Genomic DNA, 21,278 nt, shown 5'->3' on the forward strand with positions numbered 1-21,278 from the left:
TCTTGCCAATTTAAATCAGGCTCAAAAACATACCATAAAAATAACCGTGTGTTGAAGTCACTAATTAAACTTGCGGTTTTTTAGATGGTTACATTGGTTCCCAATGACTAAGTGGTGTTAATCCCCAGCGTTCCATTTCGATTGGGCTGTATATTGCTCTACCTTTTTTACCGATCTGGATGGGTATCGAATCCGCCTGTTCACCATTTAAGATACGCATAATCAATACTCCGGCTTGTTCACCTTGAAGCTGGCCAAAAAGAACGACCCCACCCGCTGCTTTTCCTTTTCCAATCGAAAAATCCCAAAAGCCAAACAAAGGGACAGTGCTGTTCTTGTTCGTCCAACTCAAGATCGTATCGGCACTAACACTCTGTTTTTTTTCGTTGATCAGCGTATGATATAAGCCGATAACAATTGCACTTACCCCGTCTTCCTTCGCGCCCAAAACACTTTCATGCCACTCCATCTCGGTACTAATCGCTTGCAGCTCTATATCTATCTTCAAGCTTCGGCTTATCGCTGCTGTCTGCTTTTCCATATAATCAATCGCTAATTTCGACGTTACGCCAGAGTCAAACATGACCCTTACCTTTTTGTCTTGACCCTGTATCAATTCACCAATATCACCCATGGTCTTCACAAATAAGGGCTGCTCTAATACACCAGTAACTGACGCTTTCCCTTGATACTCTTGCAGTAAATGACGAGGATTTGAGTTAATACCTAAAAAAACAATCGAGATTGGCTCATTAAACAGCTTGGGATACATGAAATTAAACGCGTTATCATCACCGAGAACGACCACACTGGGTTTAAGATCTTGATACGCTTGAAGCGCGTTCCTAGCGCTCTCCTCATATCGCTCAGCGGAGATTCTTTTCGTATTCATCTGGAAGGTGTGTAGCTCTCCCGCTGAGCCAAGTGTTTTTTCAAGACCCTTTATATAGCTTTCATCCCACTCAAATTCGCTATGATAACTTTCAATCAATAGCACGGTATTGGGCAGAGCGAGAAAACTTACGGCACACAAGCTAAGAATGCAGATAAAGAGTAACCTCTGTTTGACTACTAATGATTTCACTTCATCTTCTCCAAACAATATCAATCTCGACAAGCCCTACTATTAGTTTAGTTGAGGAATTCAAAAACACTGAATCACCGCAAGCATCTATACTATAAATAATGAAATACTAGTTGGACCTGACATGAGCAAAGACCAACAATTTAAAAACGGTATAGATAACCCATTCTATAGCCGGATTGGCCGCCGTATCATCCTCATCATGATAATTTTAAGTGGTTTTATAACGTTGCTGACAACATTGATGCAGTTATATTGGGACTACAATAAAGAATTCAATGATGTTGAACAGCGCCACAATGAAATACAAACCATTCATGCCCCTCTACTCGCTTCCTCACTTTGGAGCTTCGACCTCGTTGTATTACAAGAACGTCTAGATGGGTTAATTAACTTACCAAAGATAGACTATTTACGAGTAGATTCAGGTAATTACTCCTTTAATGCAGGCAGCAAAGTAATCAATCAATCAATCACCGTTGAGTACCCTCTTGAACATGTAACTCAAGATCGCACCGATGCTGAAATCATTGGCCATATCTACATTGAGTCTGACGCTCAGAATATTTATAACTCATTGATAAAACAGTTTTTCATAACACTCACCTTAAATGCGATGAAAACAACACTGGTGTGTTACATCATCCTAATGATTTTTCACGAAAGTATTAATCGTCGAGTTTTCCTTATCGCAAAATACCTTAGGGCATATAACCCACGACACCCTGGTAAAACTTTATCCCTTTTTTATAAGAAGTGGATCATGGAAAAAGACGACGAACTGAACTGGCTAGCCGATGAGGCAAATAAGATCACCAGTGACGTAACCAAACTCTATAAGAATATAAAATTTGAGAAAGAGCGACTCACTGATTTTACTCACGTATCATCGGATTGGTTATGGGAAACCAATGAAAACGGCTTACTCACCTACTGCTCAGAGTCTATGGTGGAAGCGTTAAGCCTGAACCTGCTTAGTAAGCCCATGTTACTTGAGCTTCCGCAATTTCATAACCTGACTAACTTAAGCCAAGCAATCCATTCCACTAATGACTTTTCAATGTGCGAAGAGACTATTCTAATCAACGACATCACGTACCACATGTTATTTCAAGCCATAGCCAAATATAAAGAAGGTAAATTCATAGGGTTTCGTGGTACTAGTATTAATATTACCGAACTAAAAACAACGCAACTTGAACTTGAGAAACTCAACATAAGCCTAGAGCATACTGTCGCCGAAAGAACCCTCGATTTAAAACAAAGTGTAGAAGAGCTTAAAGCAACACAGGAACAGCTAATAGAATCAGAGAAATTGGCTGCCTTAGGCGGTCTCGTTGCCGGAGTCGCCCATGAAGTGAATACCCCTTTAGGTATTTCTGTGACTGCAGCGTCGGTAATTCGTGATGTAACGAGTGAATTAAACACCGCCTTTTCTAATCAAACTCTAACTAGCACTCAATTTAGTGACCTGATTGGGCAAATCGAAGAGGGAAATGGCATGTTAGAAAACAACCTTGAACGAGCAGCAAAACTTATTCGAGACTTTAAACAAACTGCGGTCGATCAGGTGTCAGAGATGCGCTCTCAGTTTAGAGTTAAACAGGTCCTTGATTCACTAATTACTAGCCTTCACTCTGAAACTCGAAAGGCTCATGTTACCCCAGAGCTTACCGGTGATGAGCTTCTTACTATGAATAGTTTACCCGGTGTATTGACCCAAATCGTATCCAATTTGGTAATGAACAGCATTATTCACGCGTTTGACAAACAAACTCGTCCTGAAATAAAAATAAACTTCTTTGAAAGTGGACCTAATATTATTTTAGTGTATCAAGACAATGGCAGTGGAGTGGACAGATCATTACATCAAAAAATATTTGAACCCTTTTTTACTAGTCGAAGAGGGAAAGGTGGAAGTGGGCTTGGTCTCAACCTAGTTTTTAACTTAGTTAAACAGAAGCTAGATGGGGATTTACAGTTTGACTCCCAACCGGAACAAGGCGTTACGTTCACTATCACTATGCCTAAATTATTGCCTTCTAGTATCGATGATTAGGAAAATCTGTAATACGGACTAATCTGGCAGTTCATTTCTTATCTGAATAAAGTCATTCCAATTATCGAGCATCAAATCAACAAGCTTTGGCTCAAAATGCTTACCTTTCTGCAAAATAAGCTCTTGTTTAATATCCTCATCAGGCCAAGGTTCTTTATAGGAACGCCTAGCACCAAGAGCGTCGAACACATCAGCTAATGCTACGATTCTCCCAGAAACTGGAATATCTAGGCCAGAAAGGTTGGCTGGATACCCAGTCCCATCCCACTTTTCATGGTGTGCACAGGCTATCTCTTTACCAGTAAGAATAAGTTTTCGCTTTGATGAGCTGAGTATCTCAACACCAAACTCAACATGCTTTTTCATGATAACCCACTCTTCCGCATCTAGCTTACCCGGTTTATGTAAAATTCGGTCTGGAATAGCTACCTTTCCTATATCATGGAGAGGCGAAGCGTCTTTAATGAGCGTGACTTGTCTCTTTGGTAAGCCATAAAGTTCAGCGAGCCTTCCACTAATTAACGAAACACGCTGAACATGCGCTCCTGTCTCTTTACTTCTGGCTTCAACTGCGTTGGCTAAATTGTGAACAAGCTCCTTCGAGGTTTCACGTAAATCAATGAGTAAATTGAGGTTTTCAAACGAAAGGCTAATGTTCCTCATATAGATTTCAAGAAGCTTTTCATCAAGTGTATCAAGCGTACGGTTCAAATTTACATATAGAAGGCTGTCCGCACCCTCATCGGTGTAAGTATACAGTACAAAAGCATCATCAAATCTCGCAGTCTCTTTTGTTCGCAATACTTGATGACAGCGTTCAGATACAATTTTAGGGAGCTTATCTAAGACACACTCGTAATAAAAATTAACGTAACCTCCTGTCGCAGCGAGAGTTAATGCACGTGATGCTTCCGCTTCCGGGCCTGGTTGAACAACGCAATAAAAAGCAGACTCTTCCAATTTTAAAAGAGACGTTAACTGACTCAATACTGAAGAGGCATACTCCTGAAGACTACAAGTATTCTGGACTTTTGCTGACGCTTTTATAACTCTGCTCAACCCCTTTTTTTGATCCTCAATTAAACATAAATCACGATAGGAACGAAGCATTGAATAAAGTAATGTTTTAAGTTTCTGGGTTGTTAATTCCGTTTTCTCTTTATAGTCGTCTATTTCATACTCTTGGATAACAGTATCTTCTGGGGCTTGTCCCGCTTGCCCCGTTCTTAACACCAAGCGAATTAAATGATTATTCTCTACCTCTCGAATATGCTTGATTAGCTCTAACCCCGCGTGCTCTGTTTCCATCACAACGTCAACAAGGGCAAGAGCAATGTCTTGTTCTTCAACCAATAATTTCTTGGCTTCTTCCGCTGACATTGCCGACAATATCTCTAAGGGGCGATTTTGAAATTTGAAACTCCCTAATGCAAGGCGTGTGATTTGATGCATCTGCTTGTCATCATCGACAAGCAGCAGACGCCATGGCTTAACAGAGTGCACCACCACATTCGTATCATCGGTACTGCACGTCTCATCACGTCGATCAGCAAATAGTTGCATTACAGCCTCAAAAGTTCATTACGTTACTTCTTAAGTTTTAGCACAGTTTTGCATATTTGCACGAAAACCAAAGTCTCTAGAGTATTGATTTACGGAAGCTTACTTCACTTAAAACAATTGGTTGGATGGAAAACATTTTGCCATGCAGCCATTTAACAAATCGATAGACGAATACCCACTACTTAAGATTTATATTTAAATTGAGAAATCTCAGCACTAAGTTCCGTAGATTGGTTTGATAACCCTTGGAGTACTTCATCCACATCGTTTACTTCTGACGACACGGCGGAAGACGCATCTGCGATAGACGTTATACTGCCGCTGATCTCATCCGTCACTGCTCTTTGTTCCTCAGTTGCAGCCGCTATTTGAACGTTCATATCATTGATTTCACTTAACATCGAAACCAGTTGCGTGAGCATTTCCGTATTCTTGCCACACGTATCTACACCTCGAATCACTGTCGTATTAGCACTCTCTATCCCACTCGCTACGCTGTTGGTCTCTTTTTGTAGTGCCTCAATCTTATCCCGGATCTCTTCCGTTGAAGACTGAGTGCGTCCTGCTAGTGAACGCACTTCATCAGCAACGACCGCGAATCCTCGTCCTTGCTCTCCTGCTCTTGCTGCTTCTATAGCCGCATTAAGTGCCAATAAGTTGGTCTGTTCGGCAATTCCTTGAATCACGTCCAATACTTCGGCAATTGAATTCGTTTCGGTATGCAATCGTGTAATCGCCTCTACCGCGGTATTCATTTCGTCACTTAATTGGCTAATCTCCGAGCCGAGTGAATTACCGACACTCACACCTTGCGTTCCCGTATCGTTCGCATCCTTAACAAAGTCTGCAGCTCGACTCGCAAACTGAGCCACTTCACTAATGGATGCACTCATTTCATTCACAGCGGTCGCAACAGATTCCGTTCTATGGTTTTGCTCCTGAACGGCATCACGTGTGCTGTTCATATTACTCGACATGGTTTGGGTATTATTGTTTAGCGTCTCTGTGGCATGAGCAAACTGTTGAATCATATTTTGTAAGTGTACGAATAGCGCATTTAATGAGACCGCTAAATCCGTCATCTCATCCTTACCTTGCTCTTTCAATCGTGCTGTTAAATCATTATTTTTACTAATTAATTGGATCTGATGAGACGCTACGCGGATTGGTTTAGAAATACCAGAACCAACGAGATAAGAGAGTACAATTGAAATGGCAACGATAATGACAATTGCGATAAGAACAGTCATTACCATTGAATTGACTAATGTCGTGACGTCTTCGAGTGCTTCCGACTCATCAATTTCGGTGAGTATGCCCCACTGCATTCCAGCAGCATTAATAGGCGCATAGGCAGAGAATACTTTCACTCCTCGATAATCAGGTAGCACATCTATCCCGCTCTGACCTTGCAGTGCAAGTCTTGCAGTCTCAGTACTAACGCTTTGGCGACCTATTGCAGAGTTTTTACTTCTAATTTGTTCAATGGTGTTTTGCGGCACACCTGAATTGCTAAGTGCCGAGAAATAGTCACTTGGTGCTTCTATCAAGAAACGGGACTGACTGCGTAATAAACTATCTTGGCCAATCAAGTAGGTTTCCCCACTTAATCCCAAACCTGCATGACTCCAGTTACCGTCAAAGGTCATAATGGAATTGATCACATCAACCGGCATTTGGAAAATAAGGACACCCACTTTTTGGTCATCAACAAAAACAGGTGTTGCTATGAATGATGCCGCGGCTTCATATGAGGGATAGTACGGTGCAAAATCTTCAAGATGGTATTGATTTACGGCTTTATTTTTTGCTTCCCTAAACACACTAGCTATACCCGTATTTTTGTAAGGTCCGGTCGTTAAATTCGTAGCAAAATCTAGCTCTTTAAATACTGAATAAACAATATTTCCGTCTAGATCGACTAAAAATATATCGTAGTAACCGAACGCTTCTAAGAAATGTTTGATGGCAGGATGAAAACGCTTATGAGCTTTATCGTAGCTTGTGCCTAATGAGTCGGCTTTCATTTGATGCTTATTACCTAACCCATTCGGGTTTACCGCTATATAACGGGACTGAAGAGCAACGCCAATATCGTTTATCTGGCCTAACCGTTGTAACTCATTACCAGACGCTCCGTTATTGGACTCTCGATACGTCGCACCAAATTCATTGGTGTAATAATTTCTTAGCTTGCTCTTATCGCTCTCTGATACATCGGATATAGGGTAAGAATTAAAAGCATCACTAAAAGCAACCATCGCATCCTTTGTGGAGACGTCATCCGACAATGTCTCCAATTGGAAATGTATTTGATCAAAGTAGCGTTCTATTTCGGATTTTTTTATCTCGCGAACCGAGATAAGTTGACTAGATGCCCGGTCAATGAGCGCTTGCTCGGACATAATGGATGCTCTCCACCCAACAAAGCCACCAGTGGCAACGACTCCTAAAGTACACAATAGCGTGCACGCAATAATTATTTTTGTAGCGATCTTCATAATCAAACCTCACAGCTCCTAGCTGAAATACTCCCTCTCAATCGTGCTAACGTCGCAGCACAATAAATTAGCCAACTGGTTTGTATGAAATTTGTTTTATTGTTTGTAGTGAGTTTAGATGCAAATATGCAATATATCGACGTGATTTCGAGCTTTTTAAAAGCAGCTTAAGAAAAGTCCTAAATTTCCGATGGTTAATGATAGTTTAAATATTCTAGGATCTTCATCCTGTGACATTAGTTGATAACTAGCCACTTCTTACGTTTGTTCTAAACATTCTCGGTGTCATGTTACTCCAACGCCTAAACCGAGTGCTAAAATTAGCGGCATTTGGGTACCCTACAATCTCACCAATATGCTGAATCGACCAATCCGTTGAGACCAACAGCCTGGCTGCATATTCCATTCTCATGCGAGTAACGTGTACCTTAGGGCTATGCTTATAGATTTGCTGACAGAGGCGATGAAAATGAGGTTCTGAACATGGAAATTGCGAAGCTAACTGGGTCACTGTCCAATCTTTATGAAGTTGTCTTTGAACGAGGTCAAAGACTCGGGTCATCCTTATTTTACTTCGAGATTGCTCATTATTTATCGGGGCATTGATCAATAACTCTATCTGCTCAACGGCTCTTTTCCCTATCGCTCCACCTAGGTCAATAGGCAGAGAGATTGAGCGAAGCATTGAGAGGATTGCAGCATATATCACCTCTGAGATTGGTGTTAATGAGTATTGAACCCCACCACCAATAACGTCCGACCAATCCGCTTTTGGATCAAGAAAAACCCAGGCGATTTGCCACTCCTCTTCTTCCATTCCAAACCCAACTTCAATAAACGCAGGAGTCGTAATCACTGAGCTTGGCTCTAACTGGTAACGTTGATGCTGTACTTTTAGCCAACCTTTCCCTTTAATCGTGTAGAGCAGCATATGTTTTTGCTGGTTCTTTCGGTATATAGAGAAGAAATCACGACAAGTGGCAATTCCGCACTGAATAATTCCCATCTCTTCTAACATTAATACGTTAGTCTGGTCTATAAACTCATGATGCGTTTTATCTGAAATTTGTAGCGTTTCTTGTCGTTCGATCATGAAGAGTCCCTACACCCACTTATAAACCACCAAAGTCAGCATGATAGTTTTGCAATATTATTTGATAAGTTCTAACAATACATAACTGTGAATGATTACTAAACTAGTACGCATCTACTTTAAGGAATATTGTGATGCTATCCACCTATCAATCACTCGACAAACAATTCTGGCGAAAGCTCATAGACATAGGTCTTCCTGTTTCCCTGCAAGGTCTTCTGTTTTCGCTACTTGGCGTCGTCGATATTTTTATGGTCAGTCAGTTAGGTGAGGCAGCGACAGCAGCCGTTGGCGTCGGTAATCGAATTTTCTTTTTCAATATGATTGTTATTGTCGGTACCAGTGGCGCTGTGAGCGTGCTAGCCTCGCAATACTTTGGTGCGAATGACCTAAGTGGTGTTAGGCGTACATTAGCGCAAACTTGGCTTGTTGCCATCATTATAACCATTCCGTTTGTGATTCTTTATACATTAGCGCCTAAATCAGTTATCTCGATCATAGCGTCAGAACCTGAATACGTAGGGCTTGCAACTGACTATCTACTCGTTACTGGCGTTAGCTTGTTACTCACTGCGGTCGTTGTACCCATGGAAAGCGCCCTCCGTGCTGTAGGACAAGCCAAAATGCCGACGAATGTCAGTATTGTCGCCATTATCATCAACGCAGTGCTTAATGCTTTACTGATTTTCGGTCTATTTGGGTTTCCAGAACTGGGTGTACTGGGGGCTGCAATCGGTACGACGGTATCTAGGCTCATACAAACCTTGATGTTGTTTTACATGGTTAAGAAGCATTATTCGTACTTATTGCCTCAAAAGCTCAATTGGATTGAAGCAAAAGGTTCTCAACATAAACAACGCTTTTTTAAAGTCGCAACACCGATGATTATTCATGATGCAGCATGGGCGGGTGGTTTATTGGTATATAACGTCATCGTTGGACAATTAGGCATCAGTGAGCTTGCTATCATCTCTCTACTTGCGCCTATTGAAAGCGTTCTTATCTCAGCTTTTCTCGGCTTCTCTGTCGCGGCTTCCATCATTCTAGGGAACGAAATAGGTGCGAAAAATTACCAGAGGGTTTCTGACACCTCATGGTGGTATGTGATTACGAGCTGCTCATTGGCACTTCTTCTTGCCCTGCTTTGCTTGGCTGCTGAGCCATTGATCAAACAGTTACTCATTAATAGCCCGCTCAGTAATCCTGACATGGCCACTAAGGTATGTTTAGTGATGGCATTTGGCATGGTACTAAGAGTCTTTAACATGGTAGGGATTGGTGGTGTCCTAAAAAGCGGTGGCGACATAAAATACAGCATTTTCATCGACCTATTTGGGCAATGGGCGATTGGTATTCCCCTAGCCTACTTTACGGGTATCGTACTTGGTTGGCCTCTACACATGGTTATGATGATTATCCTATTGGAAGAAGTCGTAAAGATTTGTTTAACATCCCAACGCATCCAATCGAAAAAATGGATTAATAATTTGATTGAAACACCTAACCCTCAACCTTCATAAAGGCTTCCGTTACATACCAAACAATTTAGAAGCTTAGGCAATAAAGAACTCACACCTAAAAGGCCTTTAGCAAAAACGCGAAACATAGCGCTTTTGTTATCGGCCTTTTCTTTTACCACTTTGGTTTCTCATAGTCCCAAATTTAAGCTCTTTGCTTATCAAAAGTGAGTGTAGACATTCGGTAATGTTGTCACTCATTACTCGTTTCGTCTCTGACGTTTTTCGTAGTAAACACTTTTCGTTATAAACATTGATGCTAAAGGCTGATTATGACTTCCCTCTACAAACCATTTATCAATACCGTCATGGTGACCACTTTGATCTTTGTCCCTATTGCTCATGCAAAAGACACAAAAAGTTCAAGCCCATCTAATCAGAAATCCAATGCAGAAAAGAGCGTTGATATGAGTGATCCAACCGCAGTTTACTCTTCTTTCGGTACAAGCATGAGTTCAAATGGAGATTTAGATGTCTCTGCTGGGTTTGCATGGGGGAATAACTTATTATCGCTTGAGACAAAGCAAGGAACTGACGCCTTAAGTACACGTTACGCCTGGATGACTGAGGGCAAAGGTGTCTATGCCGAAGCGTACTTTAATCATGAAACTGAAACGCAATCAGGAAGCCTAGGTTACATACATACGTTTGAGCTCACCGAAAAAATAAAGATTTACCCGTTGGCAATGGTTGGCGTTAATAACGATGAACTCAAGGATACTACCATTGCTACAGGGACTATCGGTATGTACACGCGAATCAATATTGGAAGTAGCTTCCACCTAGGCGTAGACCCTTTCTACACTGTTGGTGAAAACGATTATAAGACCCACTCAGTTGACACATTTGTGGGTAAACAGATAGATAATCATCGAGTTCGTGTTGGGGTTAATTCCGCTGAAGAAGAGATGTATTTCAAATGGCAGATGGCATTTTAAACTCTGCCATCTCTCCGCTATTTAAGTTTATCTTCAAAAACGCCTAGCTCTCGACCTAACCAAGTAGCACGCTCTGTATGGTCGAGCAGGTGTTCCTCGCTGACAGGGTGTATTAACACAGATAAATCCTCACGAACACCGTCTAGCCATTGAATAAAGTCTCGTTCATTATTAGAAAAATGGATTTCGAACATCGGCATTTTGTGTGGCCCGACTAACCCCATATTCAGAGGAAACACTTTCAGAACATCGCGCCTTTCTGACTCAATGCGAGCCTTTAAGTTCTCGGCTTGTTTGAGGTTCTTTAATGGAAAGTAAACATGTGCATGAAACATTTTGGTACCTATTACTGGATATTAAAATTTGGTTATTTAAGCTCGGTTATTTTACTGGTTTTCATTTAGCCTTGATTCACCGTATTCTTTCGCCGTCTTTCCATCCGGAAGCTGTTTGATAACTCTACATGGGTTACCTACAGCAATGACATTATCTGGAATGTTTTTCGTCACAATACTACCGGCACCTATCACGGTGTTTTCTCCGATAGTGACACCACCGAGGACAATTGCGCCCCCGCCAATCCAACTATTGTCACCAATCGTGATGGGTTCGCCACACGCAATCGGAAGAGTTCGCTCTGAAGCTAAGGCCGGATGTGACGCTCCGCAAATTTGCACGTTAGGGCCTATTAATACATTGCTACCAATCGTGACCGGTGCAATATCTAAAATCGTTAACCCATAGTTGCAAAAGCCACCTTGACCGAAAGAAATGTTTACTCCTAGATCACACCGAAAAGGAGGAATAATGGTCGTATCGTCGATCGTTCCAATGATCTCTTTGAGCATGGCTTTACGCTTGATCTTTTCACTCGGTCTTGTTTGGTTGAAATCGTACAGTTTCTCCTGACACTCATCGTATAGAGCATCGAGTTCAGGAGTAATTTCTGTTTGTACGCTAAAATCACTTATTTTCATTGACATATACATCCTCAATTATGTCGTTATATTTGGTAGTTAGATTTATTCCCAATGTCGAAGTGCAAAGGCATTTTCCATTTTTGGACCGTAAGATATGAAAAAATTAGCGTACATATTGCAATAAGCCCTAGACTAAGCGTCCATAACCTTATCGCCATAAACAAGGTCGTTAAAAACAATAAGAGTGGTATCAATTTTAGCCCAAACACCCGAAAGCAAAATGACTCTTTCAGCGCAATGCCAGAGAAAGCAACAAAAATAAAACCGTATGCTACCCATTCAAAATGACTGTTGATTAAAAAGGAAAACAGCGCTATCCCTAACCAACCAGACCACATGATAATCGAACGGACATTTTTATCATACACATGCAGATTCCCTGCGCTCAGCAAGGTAGCAACAATAAATAGAGACGCTGGGTTAAATTGGAAGGTAGACGGTAACTGACCCCAACTGCTCTCAACGAAACCGATGATGCAATACCAAGCTAATGATACCGAAAAAAGACTAAGACCTAGCCGATACCCAATCACACTGATTTTATCAACAAGATCCAATGTCTCGATATGCTCTGGGTTCGCCATAACCAGCCTTAATAGATGGGGTATATACCGTAACAGTACTTACGTTATTTACCTGTTTTGAGTAAAGACGATTTAACGTCTTTTAGCAGAAGTTGACCAATAAAAACAAGACAAATTAACGACAGTACTTCTTCAGTAAAAATCAGATACGACACCCAAAGGTCGACCTTGTTTTTGTCGAAATCACTAAATGGAAGCCCTAAAACACCGGCCCAGACGAGCAAATAAACGGCGACTAATGCGATACTGACTTTTATTGTATTCGACAACGACTGCTCGATATTTTATCTATGTATTAAGGGGCAATTTTACGTCTCTGCAGGGTGGAATACAATATAATTGATACATAAACGCTCAACAACTCTACGACCTAACAAAGATCTTTATTAGTCCAATAATTTATTAATATTCCGTTAACTCAATCTACGCTTTGTCTCTACTCCCCTTTCCCCTATAATGACCGCGATTTGACTCGAGAATTAATAATGATTTCAAAAAACCAACTAAAAACTCTTCGCGCTTTAGGTCAAAAAAAGCAACGTAAAGCACTAGGTCTATTCTTGGTTCAAGGTGAAAAGAACGTCTTAGAATTAGTAGGCAGTAATCTCAATACGAAACAGATCTTCGCTACTTCTGAATTTTTATCTGAACATAAAGACTTACTTAATGGTTTTGATTGTATTGATGCGTCATTAGATGAACTCACCAAAGCAAGCACGCTCAAAAGTAACAACGCCGCGATTGCCATTGTTGAAACGCCAAATATGGACGTACCAACGGCAAAAGGAACAATGATTGCACTGGACGGTGTTTCAGACCCTGGCAACTTAGGAACCATCATTAGAGTGGCAGATTGGTATGGTATTAAACACATCATTGCCAGTACTGATTGCGCTGACCCATACAATCCAAAAACCATTAGCGCAACTATGGGTAGCTTTGCTCGAGTCTCAGTGAGTTTAGTCGATTTACCTTCGTATTTAGAAGCGTCTAACTTGCCTGTTTATGGTGCATTTTTGGAAGGTGACAGCGTGCATCAAACAACCTTTAAACCCGAAGGCATTCTTCTGATGGGAAGTGAGTCTCATGGTGTACGAGAAGCGGCATCATGCTATGTCACCGATAAGGTTACCATTCCTTCATTTGGCGGCGCTGAGTCATTAAATGTCGCGATGGCAACGGGGATTATTCTCGACAATATGAAACGCCAGCATACAAACTAACGCTCTCGAAAAAGCGAATGCTAGCCAAATACATAAACGGCAAATACAAAAAAGCGCTATATGAAAAATCATCTAGCGCTTTTTTAATATTCTTTCAAAACTCTTATAGCGCTACTTCTCTAACATATCCAGTTTATTTGGGACGCCATTCCACTCTTCAGCGTCTTCAGGGGCCGGCTTTACTTCGGTAATATTCGGCCAAATTTCAGCAAGATCTTCGTTAAGTTTAATAAAGATTTTTTGATCGTCCGCTAACTCATCTTCTTGGAAAATAGCTTGAGCGTTGCATTCAGGAACACATAAACCGCAGTCAATACAGTCAATTGGGCTAATCGCTAAAAAGTTAGGACCTTCATAAAATGCATCAGCTGGGCACACAGCCACACAGTCTGTGTATTTACACCTTATACAGTTATCCGTTACGACAAACGCCATGACTCACTACTCACGTTACTAAAATTGAAGACGGGCGATGATACTGATTCAGCTTAAAAATACAATCATAAGAAACCAAAATCCGTGAAAAACTGCTGTTATCAAGCTTAAATTAATTTCCATCAAGTATATGACACTTCAGCCAACTTCACGTAAAATACGCGCCATTGTGAGCATAGTGAATGAATTCAATTTTATCCCTATGCAAAGACACCTATAACAACATCGAGAACTCCATGATTCGTTTAACCGAAATTAAGCTTCCATTAGATCATGATGAAAACGCTATTCCTGCGGCTATCATCAAAAAATTAGATATTCCTGCAGAACAGATGGTTTCATACAACCTGTTCAAGCGTGGCTATGATGCTCGTAAGAAATCTAAGATTTTATTGATTTACACTCTTGATGTTGAGGTAACAAACGAGGAAGAGCTACTCGAAAAATTCACCAGTGACCCCCATGTGAAAGTCACACCAGACATGGAATACAAATTTGTCGCTAAAGCCCCTGCAACTTTAGCCGAGCGCCCAGTCGTTATTGGCTTTGGCCCTTGTGGGTTATTCGCTGGTCTTGTACTCGCTCAAATGGGATTCAACCCAATCATTGTCGAACGAGGCAAAGAAGTACGTGAGCGAACAAAAGATACGTTTGGTTTTTGGCGTAAACGAACGTTAAATCCTGAGTCCAATGTTCAATTTGGTGAGGGCGGAGCAGGTACTTTCTCTGACGGTAAGCTATATAGCCAAGTGAAAGATCCAAAGCACTACGGCCGCAAAGTCATTACAGAATTCGTTGAGTCTGGTGCACCCGCAGAAATAATGTACGTGAGCAAACCTCATATCGGTACATTCAAGCTCGTTACTATGATCGAGAAAATGCGTGCAAAGATCATCGAGCTAGGTGGTGAAATTCGATTCAGTACTCGCGTAGATGACATTCACATGGAAGATGGTCAACTTACGGGTGTTACGCTGTCGGATGGTGAAGAGATTAAAACTCGTCATGTTGTTTTGGCTATTGGGCACAGTGCACGTGACACCTTTGAGATGCTTCATGATCGTGGTGTCTATATGGAAGCGAAACCATTCTCAGTCGGTTTCCGTATCGAACATAAACAATCAATGATTGATGATGCTCGATTTGGTAAAAATGCCGGTAATCCTATCTTAGGCGCGGCTGATTATAAGCTCGTTCACCACTGTACAAATGGGCGCACGGTATACAGCTTCTGTATGTGTCCCGGCGGAACCGTTGTAGCCGCAACCTCAGAGGAAGGCGCTGTTGTTACTAACGGCATGAGCCAATATTCACGTGCAGAACGCAATGCTAACAGTGCAATTGTAGTGGGTATCTCACCAGAACAAGACTATCCTGGAGATCCATTAGCAGGTATTCGTCTTCAACGTGAACTTGAAGCTAGAGCCTACAAGCTTGGGGGCGAAAACTACGACGCACCCGCTCAGAAAATTGGCGATTTCTTAAAAGGAACGGATCCGAGTGAGCTTGGTAACGTTGAGCCTTCGTTTACACCTGGCATTAAGCTAACAGATTTATCAAAGGCGCTACCTGATTTCGCTGTTGAAGCGATTCGAGAAGCCATTCCAGCTTTCGATAAAAAGATCAAAGGATTCGCGATTGATGACGGGCTACTAACCGGTGTTGAAACTCGTACCTCTTCTCCAGTTTGCATTAAGCGTGGTAAAGATTTCCAAAGCATTAACTTGAAAGGTTTCTACCCTGCTGGTGAAGGCGCGGGCTACGCAGGCGGTATCTTATCGGCGGGTATTGATGGTATTAAAGCGGCAGAAGCGGTTGCAATAGCAATGGTTGAACACAAAGATTAGTTACTCACGAACGTATTAATCTAAAGTAGAATAGAGAAAGGCGATGAAGTTTTAACTTCTCGCCTTTTTTATTCGGGCATTGTCCTGTACGAATAAACAAAGCCGAATGAAAATACACTCTTCGCTTGAACAAGCCGCAACACCCGCCCCTTTATCAGACGAAAAACAATGGTAGGGACAGAGTCTGTATTAATTTAGAAACCGCCTCAACGTTCATTTCCGTCACCGTGTCACTATGTATTGATACACAGACTCGGCCAATCGATGGGTGGCTATGTTTCGCTCAATAATGTTCTGCTCAATTGAACCTCTTTGTACAACTTCTAGCCAATCTTTAATCATGCTTTCGAAGCCTTTGCTTGTAAGCATTGGTGTCCAATCCTTTAACGAAATTGTTGATTTCTGACCATTACTCCAAACTTGACCATCAACAAATGAATCAAACTTTACTGTTTTATTCTCATAGCAGGCCATTACATTTTCACACGTCACACCAAAAGAACGATTCATAGAAGCATGAAGAATCGTTTCCCCTGCTTGCCATTGAATGTCTAATCGAGATAGCTCGTTTTCATTGGCGCGGTTAGCAGGCTTTTGAAAGGTTAGATTTAAATCATCTAGCCGACTTCTAGAATCTAGGTTAATACTGTCAAGCGGATGTATAAAATCATCGAAGATGAAAGTTCGTAATTCGCCTGGCAGGTTATGGCGATGTTTTTCCCATCGCAACGATGTCAATGCACCGACACTTGAAATTTTAAGCTCAGGAATATGCTGATTGAAAAGAGGAATATGGCGACGGTTAAAGCCAACATAGAGTGGAGCCCCTGAACTATAGGAGTATTCATATAATTGCTCGACTTGTTTTGCAGAGTCAGCAAGAGGCTTATCAACAAACGTAGCAATACCTTGCTTTAAAAAGTAACTCGCAATATTAAAATGCGCACTCGTGGCAGCGTGTATCATCACCGCATCAACATTCATCATCGGCAAGGAATGGTAATCTAAACAATATTCCTTAATTCGGTATTGCTCAGAAACAGCGTGTAGAACCTCTGCGTTACGTGTACAAAGTACTAACTCGACACCTTTTAAATTCGCCAATATCGGCATATAGGCCTTAAGAGCGATATCGCCTAACCCGATGACTCCAATTCTCATTCGTTTTCCTTTCTCAATGTTGAGTGCTTAACCATCTTCTTTGCACTTCTAAAGAGCCGCTTCCCATGGTGTTTTATAGAATAGCCACTTTGTTCCGCTTCTCGGTTTTGTCTATTTCTTTGAACGTTTTTAGCTTGGTTATAATAACGCTGTAGATGTTCTTTTAACGACTCTACGCCAAATGACGCTTTGTCCTGTGCTATCGATAGTGGATAAACCTCGGCAAACCCAAGTAACTCTTTGTTGTATTTAAGCGCCTCAAATATCGTCTTGGATTTGTCGTCAACAGGGTTATCAAGGTCATAAGGTGGAGACCATTCAGATAGTGGTGATAAGCGATCTATTTGGTTTAGGACTCCTAGAACAACGGGCCTCTTCTTTGAGAGATTCGCTCGTTCTGCGTAGTAGCTTTCAAATTCTTGTTTTAATTCCGAATCAAGCTGACGAGACGATTGATTCGCCTTTAGTACCCACAAAACGATATCTGCATTTGTCATTTCAACAAGCATCTGCCTGCGAGTGTCTTTATTTCCATCTAAACCTTGAAGATCAACGACACGTAAAGCGTCTGAGTCTAATCCTGTCATAAGATACGTCGTTACACCTTTAGAAGATGGTAGCTCATCCACTTCCATTGTAAGCTCACTCGTTAATTCATTAACGAGTGAAGACTTTCCGGCGCTTGTTTGCCCAACCAACACCACACGAATAGGCTCTAATTCTCTCGCTTCCCGTGTCGTATCTTTTTCAGATATATTGGATGCGGTAACCTTACTGGCTGACACTGTAAATCGCCCACTATAGAGATCCAGACTGACGGAGGCGACTTCGTGTAATAACGCCTTCTTGGCATTGATTTGCAGAGCGCCATATCGACTGGACGATTCTGTCATAAGGATCTTATTTCTGATTTCATCATTAATCAGCTTTATAGGATTGGCATAAGCCAAATACGTTTTTCGCCCAATATTCGCTACTTTGGCCATTGCTAACGCGTTGTCGCCATATTTATCATGAGCGTCATAAAGCCACTTTATTTGAGAGACATTAATCGATTCAATGGCAGGTACATGCTCAATCAAAGTACTGCGATATCGCCGACTGATTTCCTCAAGCAGTTGAAGCCCTTCTGGTACGGTAAATTCGAGTTCTTTTTTCCCATAGTGATGAGCCACTTTCTCTACGATGTTCACACCATGATCATAAAGTGATGACCATTCATCATCTTGCTCTAAAAGGGAATTCACATGCTGTTTCGTGCTCTTCCATATTTCCAATTCATTGTCAGACCAATCCGTAGATGCTTGAACAAAGTCTCTCTCGATGTCTTCTGACTCTAGTGTCGTTTTCTTCGTTCTATAACGGATAATCAGGATAGGAATCAAAGCACAAACGCTAACAGACATTAACGCGATAGATAGCTCGATGAGATAGCCATATTTAAACGACAAAAAAAGACCAAACCATGACATGATTAGAGTAGGCACAATAGCCAGTACGAATCCAAAACCCAGGCCACCCTCAGCCAAATGAGTGAGTACTTGATGTGTTTTTTTCCACTTACTCATTGTCACCTTCCGACACGTTAGAGCCGACTTTCTTGCCCTTCATCAACGCTTCTTTATAAACGGTTTGCATTGCTTCAGTGCTCACTGTTTCGTCCCGACTCTTATGGTAGAAATAGTAACAAGCCGCTCGTCCTAATCCGTACGTTGTAGCAAAACTCATCGCAGCGGCGGTTACCGAACCAACCGTTTGGCCATAAACAGGAATCATTTTGGTCAGTTGCCGAGCGCCTAGTTTAAGACCGTACTGAATACCAAAGCTGCTGCCTAGCGTTGCCGATAATTCTGCAAATGCTCGTTTATTCCAAACCACACCATATTGCTGAGCAAGTGCATGAAGCATTTTAGCTTGAATCGCCGGTACCGACACTAGTCCAACCGCTGGTATCAAATCTGACGCACTCGCAGAGCCCGCATACCAAAGCACTTCATTTTCCAGTCGGTCGAAATTGGCGACTTCTACACTTGCATGCTCTTTGTCCTCAAGCATCATTCCAACAATCGGAAGTTGCTTTGATAACACATCTACCAAGCCTTCAAGGTTATAAACTGTTCCATCATTCAATTCGAAATCTACCTCGACAGTTTCGACCTGAGCTCCCCATACATCCTTGAGTATGGTTTGATGAAAAGCTGCTAATCGCGATCGCTCTCCATTTTCAACTTGTTTTACTGCTGTGAGCACTACTGTAATCTGTTCAATTTGCTTGGTATTTTTGATGACCTTCAACGCGTTGATCAGAGCACTTTGTTCAACTTCTTCTAGCTTGATCACTACGACTAAAGCATGAGCTGCTTGATGGCTCTCCCATTTGCCTTGTCTATCTTGAGCTTGATTTAAAAAGTGCTTAATGTCATCACTGGGATCATAATCGACTTCAGCTAAACCGCGAGTGTCGAGAAAGCGAAAAATAGGTTTGTCATTAGGGAAATCATAGACAGACGCTGTTTTTGTACAGGGTTGAAATCCGTTACCAACTTCTACCTCAGAGCGTGACGTTAATGCTTGAACCAATGACGATTTCCCTGCGCCCGTTTTTCCTAACAACCATAGTGTTGGAAGGTGTTGACGTTGATATTGATGCGCCTGCGCTAAGTCTTCGTTTTTCTTGGGGTTTATAAACGCCTTGATCTGCTCGTACATCGCTTGGCTCCAATGGTGGTTAATTTAAAACTCACGGATAGAAAAGTTAAAGCTGAGCTTCAATAGGTAATAAACCCGAGACCCAAGCTCCCATTCTTCGCCACACGCTAGCTTCCGGCTCACTGGTTAAGATTTCACCTGTTGCAGGGTCATACCACACGACCTTACCATCTTGGACAACAACTTTATAAGCATTAGCGCTTAACTGCTGTTTCATCCGAGATAAAGAGTGTTGCACATACTCAGGTTGTTCAATAACAACCGCCATTTCAGTATTTAAAAACGCGGAACGTGGGTCCCAGTTCATCGAGCCAACAAAGATTTTATTATCATCTAACAACATCGCTTTAGCGTGTAAACTCGACCGGCTACTGCCCGTAAAGCTCCATTTACTATCGATATTTGCACTTGCTTTAATCTCCCATAGATCCACACCGCCTTCTACAAGATCTTGGCGATATTTTGCATACCAGCCATGTACTGCAAAGACATCATTCGAAGCTAATGTATTGGTGATCACTGTGATGCTTTTACCTGATTGAACTGCATCGACCAATGCTTCAGTACCACTTTGTGTCGGAACGAAATAAGGAGTAACTAATACGAGCGACTCTTCAACAGAACTCAATAAACCGATTAAGTTATCCACTAACTGGCTACTTTCACCAGACACTTTATCTGGCATGTCATACCAAAGCTTGGCTGGCCCCCAATATAGAGTAAAATCATGCTCAGTGAGCTTTTGATAAAAAGGCAGCTTGGTAAAATTGTACTCACCTGTAGAAAATTTCTTTTCAAGATCGGTATCTTCAAGCAAGGTCTTTATTGCTTCTTTTGATAGCACTCGGGAATTGGGGTAAATCCACTTGATAGGTTCTGCATATTCGCTATTCCAATAAATATCAAACTGATCTGCGGTTTGTTCAACCGTATTTCCATAGAGCAGTAAATCGAAATCACCAAACTCTACATTGGACTCAAAAGAAAAATACTCATTACCGATGTTGCGTCCACCAACAATACTCACAACCGAGTCAGCAGTGATCGATTTATTGTGCATTCGACGATTAAGACGCTCAAAGTCAGATAAAAATGCAACACCTCTCGCAGTGCGATACTGGTGCGGATTAAACAGTCGAACTTGAATGTTTGGGTGAGCATCAAGTGTCGCCATTCCACGGTCACTGCGCTTTTGCATGTCATCAAGAAGAAGTCGAACACGTACGCCACGCTTAGCCGCTTCATATAGACGCCACGTCAAAAGTTGGCTCGTTTCATCGTCTCGATAGATGTAATATTGCAGATCGATGCTGGTTTCGGCGGTTTCAATCAACGAGAGGCGAGCTAACAATGCATCATGCCCTTGAATAAGAGGAACGAAGCCCGTATGAGTATCTGTGTCGTAATCGCTCTGGTGGAATAATGCGTCAAGCCTTGAACCCTCTTGATAACCATAGTGGTGGCTAACTGATTTTGGTGCTCTTGGCTCGATACTCCCAGTGGAGCTACATCCATAAAGAAAAGCGATTAACAAGGTTGCGAAAAGGAATTGATTTCGCCTATAGCTTTTAAACACTAATTACA

General features: G+C 41.7%; 18 protein-coding genes. 5 read left to right on the forward strand and 13 right to left on the reverse strand.

Annotated elements, in window-relative coordinates:
- Window positions 1-88: 88 nt before the first annotated feature.
- A complete protein-coding gene (locus KP803_RS10240) occupies window positions 89-1,084 on the reverse strand; it encodes an ABC transporter substrate-binding protein (protein ID WP_427916940.1) in 996 nt (331 codons plus the stop codon).
- 124 nt (window positions 1,085-1,208) lie between these two features.
- On the opposite strand from KP803_RS10240, the gene KP803_RS10245 reads away from it, so the two are divergent.
- Window positions 1,209-3,143 carry a PAS domain-containing sensor histidine kinase gene (locus tag KP803_RS10245; protein WP_248008728.1) on the forward strand — a complete coding sequence of 645 codons (1,935 nt, stop codon included), beginning with the start codon at window positions 1,209-1,211 and terminating at the stop codon, window positions 3,141-3,143.
- 18 nt (window positions 3,144-3,161) lie between these two features.
- Here KP803_RS10245 and KP803_RS10250 read toward each other — a convergent pair whose 3' ends face one another.
- The 3 genes from KP803_RS10250 to KP803_RS10260 all read right to left on the reverse strand — a co-directional run bounded on the left by KP803_RS10250 (window position 3,162) and on the right by KP803_RS10260 (window position 8,300).
- Entirely contained in the window at window positions 3,162-4,706 is a 1,545-nt protein-coding gene (locus KP803_RS10250) for a DUF3369 domain-containing protein (RefSeq protein WP_248008729.1), read from the reverse strand.
- Window positions 4,707-4,888: 182 nt separating this feature from the next.
- On the reverse strand, window positions 4,889-7,207 hold the full coding sequence (locus KP803_RS10255) for a methyl-accepting chemotaxis protein (RefSeq protein ID WP_248008730.1): 2,319 nt from the start codon (window positions 7,205-7,207) through the stop codon (window positions 4,889-4,891).
- A gap of 247 nt (window positions 7,208-7,454) precedes the next feature.
- Window positions 7,455-8,300 (reverse strand): AraC family transcriptional regulator, encoded by an 846-nt coding sequence (locus tag KP803_RS10260; RefSeq protein ID WP_248008731.1) that lies wholly within the window; start codon window positions 8,298-8,300, stop codon window positions 7,455-7,457.
- Window positions 8,301-8,434: 134 nt separating this feature from the next.
- Between KP803_RS10260 and KP803_RS10265 the strand changes: the two genes are divergently transcribed.
- Together KP803_RS10265 and KP803_RS10270 are read left to right on the forward strand one after the other, a co-directional pair.
- Window positions 8,435-9,820: an MATE family efflux transporter gene (locus KP803_RS10265; protein ID WP_248008732.1), complete on the forward strand. Its 1,386-nt coding sequence runs from the start codon at window positions 8,435-8,437 to the stop codon at window positions 9,818-9,820.
- A gap of 269 nt (window positions 9,821-10,089) precedes the next feature.
- Entirely contained in the window at window positions 10,090-10,755 is a 666-nt protein-coding gene (locus KP803_RS10270; protein ID WP_248008733.1) for a hypothetical protein, read from the forward strand.
- Window positions 10,756-10,772: 17 nt separating this feature from the next.
- On the opposite strand, the gene KP803_RS10275 is transcribed toward KP803_RS10270, so the two are convergent.
- The 4 genes from KP803_RS10275 to KP803_RS10290 are packed head-to-tail and all read right to left on the reverse strand — an operon-like array spanning window position 10,773 to window position 12,588.
- Complete coding sequence (locus KP803_RS10275) at window positions 10,773-11,090, reverse strand: DOPA 4,5-dioxygenase family protein (RefSeq protein ID WP_248008734.1); 318 nt, start codon at window positions 11,088-11,090, stop codon at window positions 10,773-10,775.
- A 51-nt stretch (window positions 11,091-11,141) separates the two neighbouring features.
- Complete coding sequence (locus tag KP803_RS10280; RefSeq protein ID WP_248008735.1) at window positions 11,142-11,738, reverse strand: sugar O-acetyltransferase; 597 nt, start codon at window positions 11,736-11,738, stop codon at window positions 11,142-11,144.
- Window positions 11,739-11,758: 20 nt separating this feature from the next.
- Entirely contained in the window at window positions 11,759-12,319 is a 561-nt protein-coding gene (locus tag KP803_RS10285; RefSeq protein WP_248008736.1) for a DUF2301 domain-containing membrane protein, read from the reverse strand.
- A gap of 44 nt (window positions 12,320-12,363) precedes the next feature.
- Window positions 12,364-12,588: a hypothetical protein gene (locus KP803_RS10290; RefSeq protein ID WP_248008737.1), complete on the reverse strand. Its 225-nt coding sequence runs from the start codon at window positions 12,586-12,588 to the stop codon at window positions 12,364-12,366.
- Between the two features lie 216 nt (window positions 12,589-12,804).
- On the opposite strand from KP803_RS10290, the gene KP803_RS10295 reads away from it, so the two are divergent.
- The gene (locus KP803_RS10295; RefSeq protein WP_248008738.1) at window positions 12,805-13,542 is read left to right on the forward strand and encodes an RNA methyltransferase; all 738 of its coding nucleotides are present in this window, start codon (window positions 12,805-12,807) and stop codon (window positions 13,540-13,542) included.
- A gap of 111 nt (window positions 13,543-13,653) precedes the next feature.
- Here the strand turns inward: KP803_RS10295 and fdxA are convergent, their stop codons facing one another.
- Window positions 13,654-13,977, reverse strand: a complete 324-nt coding sequence (gene fdxA / locus KP803_RS10300; protein ID WP_248008739.1) for a ferredoxin FdxA — start codon at window positions 13,975-13,977, stop codon at window positions 13,654-13,656.
- A 236-nt stretch (window positions 13,978-14,213) separates the two neighbouring features.
- Here fdxA and KP803_RS10305 point away from each other — a divergent pair, with 236 nt between their 5' ends.
- Window positions 14,214-15,824: an NAD(P)/FAD-dependent oxidoreductase gene (locus KP803_RS10305; protein WP_248008765.1), complete on the forward strand. Its 1,611-nt coding sequence runs from the start codon at window positions 14,214-14,216 to the stop codon at window positions 15,822-15,824.
- A gap of 222 nt (window positions 15,825-16,046) precedes the next feature.
- On the opposite strand, the gene KP803_RS10310 is transcribed toward KP803_RS10305, so the two are convergent.
- The 4 genes from KP803_RS10310 to KP803_RS10325 are packed head-to-tail and all read right to left on the reverse strand — an operon-like array spanning window position 16,047 to window position 21,270.
- Window positions 16,047-16,985, reverse strand: a complete 939-nt coding sequence (locus tag KP803_RS10310) for a Gfo/Idh/MocA family protein (RefSeq protein ID WP_248008740.1) — start codon at window positions 16,983-16,985, stop codon at window positions 16,047-16,049.
- On the reverse strand, window positions 16,982-18,553 hold the full coding sequence (locus tag KP803_RS10315; RefSeq protein ID WP_248008741.1) for a GTPase family protein: 1,572 nt from the start codon (window positions 18,551-18,553) through the stop codon (window positions 16,982-16,984). Before KP803_RS10315 ends, KP803_RS10310 begins: the two co-directional genes overlap by 4 nt.
- Window positions 18,546-19,694: a YcjF family protein gene (locus tag KP803_RS10320; RefSeq protein ID WP_248008742.1), complete on the reverse strand. Its 1,149-nt coding sequence runs from the start codon at window positions 19,692-19,694 to the stop codon at window positions 18,546-18,548. The genes KP803_RS10315 and KP803_RS10320 overlap by 8 nt, the downstream gene beginning before the upstream one ends.
- A 46-nt stretch (window positions 19,695-19,740) precedes the next feature.
- Window positions 19,741-21,270 carry a phospholipase D family protein gene (locus KP803_RS10325; RefSeq protein WP_427916941.1) on the reverse strand — a complete coding sequence of 510 codons (1,530 nt, stop codon included), beginning with the start codon at window positions 21,268-21,270 and terminating at the stop codon, window positions 19,741-19,743.
- Window positions 21,271-21,278: the final 8 nt, after the last annotated feature.

The organism is Vibrio amylolyticus, assembly GCF_023145695.1.
GTDB lineage: Bacteria > Pseudomonadota > Gammaproteobacteria > Enterobacterales > Vibrionaceae > Vibrio > Vibrio amylolyticus.